This window comes from Virgibacillus salexigens, assembly GCF_000723585.1.
GTDB classification, from domain to species: domain Bacteria; phylum Bacillota; class Bacilli; order Bacillales; family Amphibacillaceae; genus Virgibacillus; species Virgibacillus salexigens.
Genome location: NZ_CCDP010000001.1, coordinates 1295789 through 1309781 on the forward strand (window position 1 = coordinate 1295789; position 13993 = coordinate 1309781).

Here is a 13993-nt window from a genome sequence, read left to right on the forward strand (position 1 = left end):
TCCCTACTCTAAATTTGATAATCTTTATAAGTTTTACGTTTTCTTTACATGTTTAAGCCCCTTCTGATCTATGCGAGGACAGGGGGCTAGAGTAAAGGTGTTAAAGACTTTTGAGTCAATGATAGTATTTCTATATATTGATCATCCTAAACCAAAAATTGTATTCTTTGACTAAGAAACTTGTCCAATCAACTTTCTTTTACGCTCATACTATGTAGTAAAAGAAAGGAGGGTTATCTTATGTATTATTATGATCCTTTTGAAAAGAAGCATCACCACTATTGTGATTGCTGTAAAAAGAAATATGATTGTTGTTATGAAGAAGATTATTACTACGATCCTTGTTATCATGACGATCCATGCAAAAAGAAGAAAAAGAAAAAGCATTGCAAGAGTTGTGGAAGATACTATTAAAATTTTTTAGGAACCTACGGGTTCCTTCCTTTACCTAATCAACAGTAAAATAGCCCTCTGTACTGATAGAGGGCTAAGGAAAAATTGTTTAAATTGACCATTTAGCCCCTTCAATTAGAGGTATTATGATCAATTTGATTATTGTATCCGTGATTTGTTTTTTAACACTCTGTATTCAACAATTTAGCCTATTGTGGCATAGGACGAAAAACCTTAATTAAAAAAACTTTTTATTCTTTCTTGGTTAAATTAAAACTTTGCTCGATTAAGTTATAAACCTCTTCGTTTGGGTCGGTACGATCTAAAACAAATGAAATCCAATTTTCTTTATCCATATGATATCCAGGTAGAATATTTTTTCCATTTCTTAAACCATCAATTATTTCAGGGGGGCATTTTAAATTCAGAACATCTATTTCTTCATTTCCTTCTAGTCCTAGTTTTTTAGGGAGAACATTCATTATAAGGGCATACCATTTTTTGTTAGATGCATGTCTTAAGATTGCATAGTTTGGGAATTTTTGAAATGGATAATCAGGTGATGTGCCGTATTTTTCTTTGGCGTGCTTAAAGATGGTTTCTCTTGTTATCATACTGAATAATTCCTCCCTTGGCATTCACTAACACAGGTAGTGCAAAGAATACTCAATTTTATTGAATTTATATTGCTCATGTAGATATAGGAGTTTTCAAACTGGCATAACATTTCCTAGTACCACTTTATATCGTTCCTATAATAAACGTAAAGTCAACAAGTTTAACTTTATTTTCAAGATAAGGAAACCCGTCGTTATGTCTCATTTGATAAAATATAACTTCTCTTTTATTTAACCCAATTTCTTTTCTGTTAAACAATCTGCCCTAGTGCTTCTCCAGATTTTTCAGCGCATCATAAATGTTACTCTTTTGCTGTAATTCCCCTTTGATTTTAATTTCTATCAAAGCCACAGCTGTAAATTAATAATTATAATAGGGATGATTTGTGTTATTGTTGTATGAATAGATTAAAAAACTCATTGTTTAATAAGAGTTTCTGTTCAATATGAATCACTAAAAAATGTCGACAAATTAAAATAAAAAGCGATTCCTGATAGTATCAAGAATCGCTTTATGTCAATGTGCATATCGGATGCTGGTGAGAGGATTCGAACCTCCGACCCCTTCATTACGAGTGAAGTGCACTGCCAGCTGTGCTACACCAGCAAATTTTCCACATGAATTATAATACTCCTATTCTTTATATCTATCAAGTACTTCGGTTAAAAATCAGGAATTCATAAACAACATAGCGAAAGAATAGAAAAGTAAAATAGGGGGGAGCAAATGTATTCGATAGCGAATTTAATTCATGATTTTAGTGAAAGTAGTTGCTGGGTACAAGACTTGAAAGCCATAAATGAAGGACTTTTGTTTGAGCCCATTGGAGAAGGAGAGTAGACCTCAGCTGAAATAATTTGTCATCTGACCTTTTGGGATAATTACATAATAGAAGAAACGCTACCTCAAATGAAACAAGATGCAGAAATTAGTAGTGTTGGATTTGACGCATGGAATAATTAAGCATCTGAATATGCTTTATCTGGCGTTTCTGGTCATAATTTAATTAGTCAACAAAAAATAATGCGGGAAAAACTAATAAAGGATTTACGTAATAAGACGGAAGATGATTTCTTTACGCCTTTTGCATTTATTGGGGAAACTATAGACCCTTACTCTGGCTACTCACATACAATGTTTAATTATATTGCAGGATTTATCTAGCATGATCAGCATCATCAACAGCAAGTGGATGCCTTTCTTGCAAATAGAACGTTGTAGGTACCGATAATAATTATTCATGAAGTGTTTGAAAGAATTCGCTTTATAAAGTGAGGAATCTTCCCAGTATAATCAAGCTATTTACGTCTGCAGCGTTGGTTGTTTACGGAATAATCTCGGACTTTGCTCTAAGGGAATTCGTGTATCTGCAACACAACAAGTAATTTCCGTAAAAGTAGCGCCAACACATTTGTGTTGGCGCTGTAAATTTAGTTATTTTGATATGTCAATTTTTCATTTCTAACTTCTGCTGCTGCATCGACCATGACTTTTAGAGCTTGAATGGTCTCCTCTTCGCTTCGTGTTTTTAATCCACAATCTGGATTGATCCAAAACTGCTTCGGAGAAATGTTCTGTAAAGCTCGGTTAATATTTTCTAGAATTTCTTCTTTGGCAGGTATTCGTGGACTATGAATATCATAAACGCCTAGTCCAATCTCTTTATCATATGTGTGATCTTCAAACGAACCAACCATTTCACCATGACTACGAGATGTTTCAATCGAGATTACGTCAGCATCCAAGGCATCGATCGTATCATAGATATCCTGGAATTCAGAATAACACATATGTGTATGAATTTGGGTGCTGTTACTTACACCAGAAGTAGCTAAGCCGAAGGCATAAACAGCAGCTTCTAAATACCCCTTCCACTTTCGCTCATCCAAAGGTAAACCTTCACGTAATGCGGGCTCATCTACTTGAATAATTTGAATACCGTTTTCTTCTAGCACTTGCACTTCTTTACGTAAAGCGAATGCAATTTGATTTTGTACGGTAAACCGGGCCACATCTTCATGGACAAATGACCAATTTAGTATTGTAACAGGGCCAGTTAACATTCCCTTAACTGGTTTTTTAGTTAATGATTGGGCATAGACACTCTCTTTTACTGTCATTGGTTTATTGAAAGATACGTCCCCGTAAATAAGGGGAGGCTTAACGCAACGCGAACCGTAAGATTGAACCCAGCCAAACTCAGTAACATCAAATCCATTTAGTTTTTCTCCAAAATATTCTACCATATCGGTCCGTTCGAATTCTCCATGAACAAGAACATCCAGACCCAATTCTTCTTGAATTGCAATCCATTTCCTTATATTCTCTTTAATAAATTGATCATATTCCTGATTGGTAATATCTCCTTTACGCCATTTCGTCCTCGTTTGTCGAACAACTGCAGTTTGTGGCAAACTGCCAATTGTCGTTGTTGGAAGTAATGGTAGATTTAGCTTCGTTTGTTGTTGTTTTATTCGCTCAGCAAAGGAGGAATCGCGTACTGCATCAGAAGCAGTCAAGGTAGCTAATGCTTGTTTCACTTGCTCATTTGAACGTGAAGATGCACGAATGAATTGTTGCCGCTCTACACGATTTTCTTTAATGGCATTGGTGATTTTTATTTTTCCATTGTTCCAGCCATTTATTAACGTAACAATTTCGGTTAATTTCTCATCAGCAAATGATAATCCGGCTTTAATATCGTTATTTAGTTTCTCCTCTAACTTCTTCGTTACTGGTACGTGCAAGAGGGAGGAGGATGGCTGTAATATAATTTGGTCTGTACTCACATAAGGTCGAATAGACTCAAGGAATGAAAGTCTCTCCTCAAGATCAGCTTTCCATACATTTCGTCCATTAATAATTCCAGCAGCAAGCACTTTATTACTTGGAAATCCATATTGCTCAATTAGCTCCAATGTATTACCATGAACAAAATCAAGTCCAATAGCATGAACAGGGAAGTTACTAATTGCTTGATAATGAATTACTTGTTCAAAATAGGTTTGTAAAATGATCTTTAAATTTGGAGCGGCTTCGGCAAATTGCTGATAGACTTGTTCAGCCTTTAAAAGAATGGATTGGTCTAGCTGGGTACCGAAGATAGGCTCGTCAATTTGTATCCAAGAAGCTCCCGCTGCCTGAAGTTCCTCTAAGATTTGTACGTATAATGGAACGAATGTATCGATTAATTCCAAAAGGTTTTCCTTTCGATAGCCTTTTGCAAGATGTAAGTACGTAATTGGTCCCAAAAGGACAGGTTTCCCATCGATACCTAATTTTTCTTTTGCTTCCTGATAAAAAGTAAGGGGGCGGTTCTCCGTTAACGTAGGCTTCGAGTTATCTAATTCAGGAACAATATAATGGTAATTGGTATTAAACCATTTAGTGATTTCAGATGCAACGGCATCTTTTGTGCCTCGAGCAATTGCAAAATACGTTTCTAGGTCAACCTTTCCTCCTTGGTAATTAAAGCGATCTGGGACAATACCAAACATTACCGATGTGTCAAGAACATGATCATAGAAAGAAAAATCCCCTACAGGAATAAGATCTACACCAATGTCCTGTTGCTTTTTTAAGCTCTGAAGTCTAATTTGATCTGTTTCTGAGATTAATTGTGCTTCAGTAATTTCACCTTTCCAAAACTTCTCTAACGCTCGTTTCCATTCTCTCTTTTCCCCGATTCTCGGATAACCAAGATTTGAACTAATAGCAGTCATTATCAATTCCTCCAATACTATTTTTTTAATTATGTCATTTTCGATGTGGAAAGAAGTTGTACACGCGCTTGCATATACGTAACCAATTCAATACTTATGTCATAACGCATAAATGGCGTTACAATGTAAATTCCTTGAAAGTGTTCCAATGCCGTATCAAGCAGTTCTTTTGCAATTTGAATTCCTTGATCAATAGAACGTTGTTTATCATCAGCTACTGCTTTCATCCTTTCTCTAATCACATCTGGCATTTTAATTCCCGGCACTTCATTATGCAGGAACTCAGCATTTCTCGAAGATGTAAGCGGCATAATCCCAATGAATATCGGTTTATCAATATGTTTGGTTTTGTTAGCCAACGCAACAATCGTCTCTTTGCTATAAACAGGTTGTGTTAAAAAATAATCCGCTCCACGTTCCATTTTTCGTTCCATTCGTTTTACCGCTTTATCTATGTGGGCTACATTCGGATTAAATGCAGCACCAACTTGAAAGTTTGTTGGTTTCTTTAGGGATTTTCCAGACAACGATATCCCTTGGTTAAATTGTTTGATTAATTTTATTAAATCGAATGACGTAACATCAAAAACGGAAGTTGCTCCAGGAAAATCCCCGATTTTAGTAGGGTCCCCAGTAATAGCAAGTATTTCATGGATTCCTAAGGTATGTAATCCCATAAGATGCGATTGCAGTCCAATGAGATTGCGATCTCGGCAGGTTAAGTGCACTAGCGGCCTTACCCCAATTTCTTGTTGGATTTTTGCTGCTACAGCAATATTACTAATTCGTGGTGTAGCTAGCGAATTATCCGCTAATGTGATCGCATCTACCCCTACATCGTTCAAGGCGTTAATCCCATTTAAGTACTCGGATGTATCTAAATGTTTTGGTGCATCGAATTCAACAATTACAGCATGTCGTTGTTGAACAATATCAATTAGACCTGACTCTGATTGTTCTTTCTGTTCGCTGACCTTAATGGGGCGTGGCTTAACTGGTACAATCTTTTCCTTAATTGGCTTTGTATGTTTGATGGCATCAGCTGCTGCTTTTATATGGGCTGGGGTAGTTCCACAACACCCACCTAGTAAGCGAATGCCTTCGTTGCGAAAATCGGTCGCACAGTTTTTGAAATAGTTCGGTTCATCTTCGTAGATTAATTTGCCGTCACGATAAGCTGGTAAACTAGCGTTTGGATAAGCTGCTAAAAATGCTTTATCTAGTAATGGGACATCTTTCAGTGATTCAAGCATATGAAATGGGCCAAGTCGACAGTTAATCCCCACGATATCCGCGCCAGTATTCTCTAATCGCTTTAGTGCATCGGGTAGAAGTATCCCATTTTGTAAGATACCAGGTTCGTGCATTGATACATTTGCAATAATTGGAAGATTTGTTTCGTCTCTTGCAATCTCTAAAACAGTAATTAATTCTTCAAGATCATAATAGGTCTCTAAGATAAGTCCATCTACACCTTCTAATAATTGGCAGTACAACTGTTCTCGAAAACTTCTTTTGATTTCATCTGTTTTGGCTTGCAGCGTTTGTGTGCCGTGAATACCACCGATAGTGCCAAGAACAAAAGTTTCTTCATTTGCAGCTTGTTTCGCAATTTTTATGGCTTCGGTATTTATCTTTTTTACTTGATCTTCAAGACCATATCTTGCGAGCTTCATATAGTTTGCCCCATATGTATTAGTTTGAATAAGATCAGCACCTGCATGAATGTAAGATTCATGAATATGTGCAATTTGTTCTTGATGAGAAAGATTTAATGCTTCAAAACAATGATCGACCCCATAGGAATAAAGTAAAGTTCCCATTGCACCATCGCCGATTAAGATTCGTTTATCTAATTCGGCTAACAAGTCCATGTTACGTCTCCTTTCCATATGAAAGTTAAAAAAAGGCATCCAAATTAATAAAGGAAATACAAATACCTTAATTTCAATGGATGCCTTTAGTCGTCTAATTAGCATGTTAATCGTTTATTCGGTTTCCCTTGTAAATAATCTTTAACTGTGCTTTTGGTGTTCCAATAAGCACGTCGTTACCCGTTTACATGTTTTTTTCGTTTTGATTGTAACGGGTACCGTTTCTTTTCCGTTGTGTCAATCTGCGTAATTTCTCCTTCATGTATCGTAATTGCTAATGATCCGAATTCAATCTTCTCTAGAGCTTCAGTAATGTCATTGATTTTCTTGTCGTCGATTCGAGCCATCCCATTCCTCCTTTAATTTGTTAACATTACCTATCAAGTAAAAAAGTAAAAACCTCTTTCGATTGAAAGAGGTTTGATTATTGTTTACTAAACAATTCCCATCTTTCAAACAAGTTTCGTTTGCTGGATTTAGCACCTTTACTCGGAATAACAAATAGAGTATGGTTGCCGCAGGATCAATGGACCAGTTTCCTCCCCTGACTCTTGATAGGTTAATATGAAATTTTGATTGTACTCATTATCTTAGAAACGAATGTGGCTGTCAAGATAATTTTCGAAATTCCCAAAAAAGTATTTTTTTAATTTAAGTTTATACAATTTCAAAAATACGGAAATGAAGAGGGGGTACCGTAATTGAAGTTGGTAATTCATCAATTCTATATTTCCTTGCTTGCTGGTTTTGAATATGCCATTCAGTTAGATATTTACAACTGCTTATACGTAGGATATCTCTAGTTATGTTTGCCTCTTTTTCACCCGCATTAAGAAAGAAGACGAGCCGATGATGTCCGTCGTTTTTCTCATATACAATGGTGTTGCTTGCATCATTCGATTGGAGAAATTGAATGTCACTATGGTTACCAAAAAGTGGATTTGTCTTGCGTAAATGAATAAGAGACTGGACAAATCGATACAGTTCTTGTTTTTGCTGGTTAGGGTTCCACTGCATACATGCACGACACCCTGGATCTGTATCACCAGCCATTCCTATTTCATCACCATAATAAATACAAGGTGTTCCAACAAAGGATAATTGAAAAAGGTACAATAGCTTTACACGGGCTTCATTGTCATTTGCTAAAGTTAAGATGCGTGGGGTATCATGACTATCCAATAGATTAAAAGCGACTTCATTCACATTTTGTGGATACATATGTAAAACACTAGTGATGGTCTCGGTGAATGTAGCAGCATTCATGTTTTGTTTAGCAAAAAAGTCAATCGCTCCATTAGTAAATGGGTAATTCATAACGGCATCAAACTGGTCACCGTGTAGCCATGGCATAGAGTCATGCCAGATTTCACCTAGAATATAAACATCTGATTTCACTTCTTTGACGGCTTGTCGAAACATTCTCCAGAAATGGTGATCCACTTCATTTGCAACATCTAATCGCCAGCCATCGATATCAAATGTTTCTACCCAATATGTTGCGACCTTTAATAAATAGTCTCTGACTTCCTTATTCTTCGTATTTAATTTAGGCATTGTAGGCACAAATGCAAATGTATCGTAATTCGGACGTGGTTTGGTTACTATAGGGAAATTCCAAATATGAAACCAATCTTTATAGATAGACACTTCTTGATTTTTCAACACATCTTGAAAAGGTGGGAAATAATATCCACTATGATTAAAGACAGCATCTAGCATTACTTTGATTCCTCGTTGATGGCATTCTTGGACAAATAGACGAAATGTAGCTTTATCTCCAAATTGTGGATCAATTTCCATGTAATCGATCGTATCGTATTTATGATTGGAATATGCCTTGAAGATAGGGGTTAGGTATATCCCATTGATTCCTAAATCGACAAGGTAATCGAGGTGTTGAATAATTCCTTCCAAGTCTCCCCCAAAGAAATTAGTAGGTGTTGGATCTGCAGAGCCCCATGGCAAACTGCCTTTTGGATTTAACTGTTCATTACCATTAGCAAATCGTTCAGGAAATAGTTGGTACCATACCGTATCTTTCACCCAATCTGGTGCATTAAATACATCAATGGAGCTTAAGTAAGGAAAACAAAAATAATTAGCAATATCCGAGGGGAAACTTGCAAATATTCCACCTTCACTATAAATACAAGATTCGTGTTCATTCGAGCAAATAAACGCATAGCGCATTCTACGATAATTCGGTTTCACAGCAATAAACCAATAGTCATGTAAGCTTGTTGTACCGGTTTTTTTCATGTGTTTTGACACGCTCTGCCACTGATTATCTATCCAATCATAAGGATCACCAAATACAAGTTCCACCATTTCTAGATCATTTTTTTTGGTCCGTAGTACTAAATGAAGGGTCTCATTATCATAGGCATACGCAAAATTATCTTTTGGACGATGATAGATTGCTTCTTTATTCATTTTTTACCTCCCTCTGTACAATCGTTTGCGCTAAATACTAATTAATTTTTAAATACATTACCAATGTTTATAATTATCATAGCATTAATGCTATGATAATGTAAGCGTTTTATTAGTTATTAATTAAATAATTAGAAGTTTCTAAAATGGAGTTGTAATTTTTAGGGAAATATGTATAATTAAGTTATAATGATTGCGCAAACGTTTTCATTATTTATGCAGTTCTCTATTAAATCATGGGAGGGGTACAAGTGAAAAAGAGCTTGATTTATTCATTAACAATGGTATTGGTAGCTGTGATTTTAATTGCATGTGGTCCAGATAATACCGAACCAAAAGAAAATTCTACCAATGAAGGGAAAGCAGCAGGGGATGAAATGCCGGAGAAGCCAGATTCTCTTAAACTTTGGGTAAATGCCGAGGAAAAACAGCAAGAAGCAGTTCAACAAATTACAAATAAATACACAGAGGAAACCGGGATTAAGGTAGATATGGTTCCTGTGGATATGCTGGAACAAGTGGAAAAGCTTGATGTGGAAGGACCTGCAGGGAATGGTCCAGACATTATTTTTCAACCACATGATCGAATTGGTGATCTAGTACTTAGAGGATTAGTAGATCCAGTTAACTTTGGAAATAAAGAAAGCGGTTACACTGATACCGCACTGCAAGCAGTTCAATTTGAAGATGAATATTGGGGATATCCTGCCGTCATTGAAACGTATGCGATGTATTATAATAAATCGTTAGTAGAAAAAACTCCGGAAACGATACAAGATGTTATGTCAATTGCAGAGAGAGATACAGATACAAGCAAAGACCAATTTGGATTTTTAATGGAAGCAGCTAATTTTTATTTTGTTTATCCTTTCTTTTCTGGGAATGGAGCATATGTGTTTGCAAATGAAGATGGAAACTATGATATTTCAGATATTGGATTAGCTAATGAAGGTTCTGTAGAGGGTGGTCAACTTGTTCAGAAATGGTTCGATAACAACTATATTCCTCAAGATTTAACTCCAGATATTATGAATGGATTATTTCAAGAAGGAAAAGTGTCAACGGTTATCAATGGGCCTTGGATGGTAAGAGAATACTCGGAGGCGCTAGGCAACGACCTCGGTGCAGTTCCATTACCTATTTTGGACAATGGAGAAAACCCGAAATCATTTGTAGGAGTTAAATCATATATGTTGTCGTATTACTCAGACAACAAAGAGTGGGCTGAGCATTTAATGGCATATATTACAAACTATGAAAACTCTATGACATATTACGATATTGCTGGGGAAATCCCAGCCCGTGATGATGCAATGGAGGATCCAGCTATTGCGGAGGATCCGATCTTTTCTGCATTTGCAGAACAAACAAAGTTTGGAGAGCCAATGCCAAGTGTTCCTGCAATGCAGCAAGTTTGGGATCCGATCAACGATGCATTAAATTTTATTTCTAAAGGAGAACCAGTGAAAGATGTCCTTGATGAAGCTGTTGAAACCATTCAGGGTCAAATAGACGCTTCTGGAGCAAATTAGGAACAATCTATGGGGAGATAACTCACCATAAATGTTTCACTTGATCATTTTAGAATGATCAAGTGATTCGGGAAATATAGGAGGATACTGGAATGGCAACAAATCATAATAGTGGCAGTGCCTGGATAAAAAAACCTCGTAATATTGCTACGATTTTATCAATTATTCCAGGATTAGGACAATTTTATAATCGTCGTTTTTTGAAAGGTATTAGCTTATTGATTGTGACGGTTTCATTCTTAATTACAACATGGAACTATATTGATATTGGAATATGGGGATTATTCACACTAGGAACTATTCCGCGTGACCATCATTCGATTCAATTACTTATACAAGGGTTAATTTCACTCATCATTTTAGGGTTTGGTATTGCAATCTATCTTTATAATTTGAAAGATGCTAGATCAGATGCAATTGCTAGGGAGAATCATAGATCAAATCCAACTTTAATTCAAGGTATGGCTGCCTTTTATAACAATGGTTTTCCATATTTTATGATTCTGCCTGGTTTATTGATGCTTTTATTTATCGTAGTTGTACCTTTAATGTTTATGCTAGCTTTGGCATTTACTGATTACAATCAATACAATGCTCCACCACGTCATTTATTGAGCTGGGTTGGGTTGAATAACTTTGTAGATTTAGCTAATGTGGGTATTTGGAAAGATACATTTTTGAGCGTATTTACTTGGACTGTAGTTTGGACAGTAGTGGCAACGTCTTTTCAAATTATTTTAGGATTGTTTCTAGCATTATTAGTTAATGATAAACGAATTAAATTTAAACGAACGATTCGGACTATTTTAATTCTACCATGGGCGGTACCAGCATTTGTATCGATTTTAATCTTTTCTGCTTTATTTAATCCTACTTTTGGTGCAATTAATCGAGATATACTAAGTCAATTTGAAACCATGATTCCTTGGCTTTCCGATCCATTTTGGGCAAAGGTAGCATTGATTATGATTCAAACCTGGCTTGGATTTCCATTTGTATTTGCCTTATTTACTGGTGTGCTCCAAAGTGTGCCACAAGATATGTATGAGGCAGCTGATGTTGATGGGGGAAGCCGTTTGCAGAAGTTCCGTCATATTACATTACCACATGTGTTATTTGCAACAGCACCATTATTAATTATGCAATATGCAGGGAACTTCAATAACTTTAACATCATTTATTTATTTAATGAAGGGAACCCCGCTGTGCGTGGGCAAAATGCAGGTGGGACAGATATTCTAATTTCTTGGGTTTATAAACTTACATTTGAGACAAATAATTACAATATGGCTGCTGCAATTACAATCATTATGGGGATTATTATTTCTGTATTTGCGTTTTTCCAGTTTAGAAAAACAGCATCCTTTAAAGAGGAGGGACGTTACTAATGGCTATGTCACAAAAGAAAAAATCGAAAATTGAGGTAACGTTCATTTACTTGTTTTTTCTTATTATGTTCATAATTATTGGTTATCCTTTATTTTGGGCGTTAATGATGAGTCTGAATCCAGGCTCTAATATGTTGGTAACCGATCTATTTCCTGAATCTCCAACACTAGAACATTATAAATGGTTATTTATGGATCCAAACAGTGATTATGTTATTTGGTACCAAAACAGTCTATATGTTGCATTAGTTAATGCGGGTGGATCAGTTATCATTACTTCGTTAATTGCATATGCATTTTCTCGGTATAAATTCATTGGTAGAAAATATGGCTTATATATGTTTTTACTGTTACAGATGTTCCCTGCTTTAATGGGAATGGTAGCACTTTATATTTTGTTGAACACGATTGGGTTAACGGATTCGTTATATGGACTTATGCTAATTTATCTAGGAGGGCAAATACCTTTTAATGCGTGGCTAGTGAAAGGGTATTTCGATACGATTCCTAAAGAACTTGATGAAGCTGCAAAAATGGATGGAGCTGGGCATTTAAGGGTATTTTGGACGATTATGTTACCTCTTGCTAAGCCTATTTTGGCAGTAGTGGCTTTGTTTAATTTTATGGCACCTTTTATGGACTTTTTATTGCCACGTATCGTGTTAACTAGTCCAGAAAAATATACATTGGCTTTAGGTTTATATAATTTTATCAATGATCAATTTTCCACTAATTTTACCCGCTTTGCTGCTGGGTCAATACTAATAGCTATACCAATTGCGCTTGTATTTTTACTTTTACAGCGATATTTAATCTCTGGGCTTACATCAGGGGCAACCAAGGGATAGTTTAAAATTCATCCACAATATGTATTTAGTTTGTTATAATAAATGAACAAACAAGCTAGAATCTTATTAAAACATTATCTTAGGAAAACCTACCGGAGACAGAGGGTGAAAAACGCAGTGGTAACAATAAAAGATGTAGCAAAGGCAACGGGGGTATCACCTTCTACTGTTTCTAGAGTCATTGCAGATAACCCGAGAATTAGCCCAGATACAAAGAAGAAGGTTCGAAAGGTTATGAAGGATTTGGGATACCATCCCAACGTAAACGCTAGGAACTTAGTTGCAAAGTCAACAAAGGCAATCGGTGTAGTATTGCCTTCATCAGCAGATAAGTCATTGCAAAATCCGTTTTTTCCAGAAGTACTTCGGGGAATTGGATCGATTACTCACCAATTACAATATTCGATGACACTTTCTAGCGGAGGCACAGAAAGTGAAATATTTACGGAAGTGGAAAGAATGGTTTATGGCAGTTATGTAGATGGGATTATCTTACTTTATTCACGTGTTAATGATCGAATTGTGAATTTTCTACGGGAGAAAGATTTTCCGTTTGTTATTGTCGGCAAGCCGTATGATCATTTGAATGAGATTACCCATGTGGATAACGATAACTTTACTGCCGGTAAGGACATTACTTCCTGTTTAATTCAACAAGGTCATGAAAGGATTGCCTTTATCGGTGGATCAAGGGATTTGTTTGTTACAATGGATCGGGAAGCAGGATATGAAGCAGCCTTAAAAGAAGCTGGAATAGCCGCGGACAAAGCTTACCGTATTCATACTGAGTTCCTCAAGTCTGGAGGAAGGGAAGCAGTTGAGCAATTGCTATCTCTCAAAGTGAGACCAACGGGAATTGTTGTAACGGATGATTTGATGAGCCTTGGAGTACTTAGTACCTTAGAAGAACTTGGTGTAGATGTCCCTGCAGATATATCTTTGGTTAGTTTTAATAATGTGTATTTATCAGAAATTACGAGTCCGTCACTGACAACTGTAGATATTCAAATCTATCAATTGGGTGCTCAGTCGGCTAAAGCATTAATTGAAAAAACGCAGACAAAAGATGAGCCAGCTAAACGGATTATTATACCACACCAAATTGTCCACCGTGATTCCGTTGCAACAAGCAACGGTGCTGGAACATGAGTTGAAGTTTTCCGAAGCGAATAATAAGACCGG

General features: G+C 36.3%; 10 protein-coding genes, 1 tRNA gene and 1 riboswitch. Of the genes, 5 read left to right on the plus strand and 6 right to left on the minus strand.

Annotated elements, in window-relative coordinates:
* The first annotated feature begins 240 nt into the window (after nucleotides 1–240).
* On the plus strand, nucleotides 241–414 hold the full coding sequence (locus tag BN990_RS22490) for a spore coat protein C (RefSeq protein ID WP_158295221.1): 174 nt from the start codon (nucleotides 241–243) through the stop codon (nucleotides 412–414).
* 230 nt (nucleotides 415–644) lie between these two features.
* Here the strand turns inward: BN990_RS22490 and BN990_RS05800 are convergent, their stop codons facing one another.
* The 6 genes from BN990_RS05800 to BN990_RS05820 form a co-directional block, all read right to left on the minus strand.
* Nucleotides 645–1007: an MmcQ/YjbR family DNA-binding protein gene (locus BN990_RS05800; RefSeq protein ID WP_021289185.1), complete on the minus strand. Its 363-nt coding sequence runs from the start codon at nucleotides 1005–1007 to the stop codon at nucleotides 645–647.
* Nucleotides 1008–1544: 537 nt separating this feature from the next.
* A tRNA-Thr gene (locus BN990_RS05805) sits at nucleotides 1545–1617 on the minus strand.
* An 824-nt stretch (nucleotides 1618–2441) separates the two neighbouring features.
* Nucleotides 2442–4736, minus strand: a complete 2295-nt coding sequence (gene metE, locus BN990_RS05810; protein WP_269778086.1) for a 5-methyltetrahydropteroyltriglutamate--homocysteine S-methyltransferase — start codon at nucleotides 4734–4736, stop codon at nucleotides 2442–2444.
* Between the two features lie 26 nt (nucleotides 4737–4762).
* Entirely contained in the window at nucleotides 4763–6607 is a 1845-nt protein-coding gene (locus BN990_RS05815; protein WP_038242920.1) for a bifunctional homocysteine S-methyltransferase/methylenetetrahydrofolate reductase, read from the minus strand.
* Between the two features lie 176 nt (nucleotides 6608–6783).
* Nucleotides 6784–6954 (minus strand): YezD family protein, encoded by a 171-nt coding sequence (locus BN990_RS21830; RefSeq protein ID WP_021289181.1) that lies wholly within the window; start codon nucleotides 6952–6954, stop codon nucleotides 6784–6786.
* Between the two features lie 95 nt (nucleotides 6955–7049).
* Nucleotides 7050–7168: riboswitch (SAM riboswitch) on the minus strand.
* 96 nt (nucleotides 7169–7264) lie between these two features.
* Nucleotides 7265–9043, minus strand: a complete 1779-nt coding sequence (locus BN990_RS05820; protein ID WP_038242921.1) for a glycoside hydrolase family 13 protein — start codon at nucleotides 9041–9043, stop codon at nucleotides 7265–7267.
* A gap of 251 nt (nucleotides 9044–9294) precedes the next feature.
* On the opposite strand from BN990_RS05820, the gene BN990_RS05825 reads away from it, so the two are divergent.
* The 4 genes from BN990_RS05825 to BN990_RS05840 all read left to right on the plus strand — a co-directional run bounded on the left by BN990_RS05825 (nucleotide 9295) and on the right by BN990_RS05840 (nucleotide 13960).
* Nucleotides 9295–10575, plus strand: a complete 1281-nt coding sequence (locus BN990_RS05825) for a sugar ABC transporter substrate-binding protein (RefSeq protein ID WP_021289179.1) — start codon at nucleotides 9295–9297, stop codon at nucleotides 10573–10575.
* A 92-nt stretch (nucleotides 10576–10667) separates the two neighbouring features.
* Nucleotides 10668–11963, plus strand: coding sequence for a carbohydrate ABC transporter permease (locus tag BN990_RS05830; RefSeq protein ID WP_021289178.1), 1296 nt, complete (start codon nucleotides 10668–10670; stop codon nucleotides 11961–11963).
* A gap of 5 nt (nucleotides 11964–11968) precedes the next feature.
* A complete protein-coding gene (locus tag BN990_RS05835; protein ID WP_031335001.1) occupies nucleotides 11969–12811 on the plus strand; it encodes a sugar ABC transporter permease in 843 nt (280 codons plus the stop codon).
* Nucleotides 12812–12928: 117 nt separating this feature from the next.
* The gene (locus tag BN990_RS05840; RefSeq protein WP_038244975.1) at nucleotides 12929–13960 is read left to right on the plus strand and encodes a LacI family DNA-binding transcriptional regulator; all 1032 of its coding nucleotides are present in this window, start codon (nucleotides 12929–12931) and stop codon (nucleotides 13958–13960) included.
* Nucleotides 13961–13993: the final 33 nt, after the last annotated feature.

Excerpts from the sequence above, each read along its gene's own strand:
- BN990_RS22490 (WP_158295221.1), top strand. The coding sequence starts at position 241 with ATGTATTATTATGATCCTTTTGAAAAGAAGCATCACCACTATTGTGAT.
- BN990_RS05800 (WP_021289185.1), bottom strand. The coding sequence starts at position 1,007 with ATGATAACAAGAGAAACCATCTTTAAGCACGCCAAAGAAAAATACGGC.
- BN990_RS05815 (WP_038242920.1), bottom strand. The coding sequence starts at position 6,607 with ATGGACTTGTTAGCCGAATTAGATAAACGAATCTTAATCGGCGATGGT.
- BN990_RS21830 (WP_021289181.1), bottom strand. The coding sequence starts at position 6,954 with ATGGCTCGAATCGACGACAAGAAAATCAATGACATTACTGAAGCTCTA.
- BN990_RS05820 (WP_038242921.1), bottom strand. The coding sequence starts at position 9,043 with ATGAATAAAGAAGCAATCTATCATCGTCCAAAAGATAATTTTGCGTAT.
- BN990_RS05830 (WP_021289178.1), top strand. The coding sequence starts at position 10,668 with ATGGCAACAAATCATAATAGTGGCAGTGCCTGGATAAAAAAACCTCGT.
- BN990_RS05835 (WP_031335001.1), top strand. The coding sequence starts at position 11,969 with ATGTCACAAAAGAAAAAATCGAAAATTGAGGTAACGTTCATTTACTTG.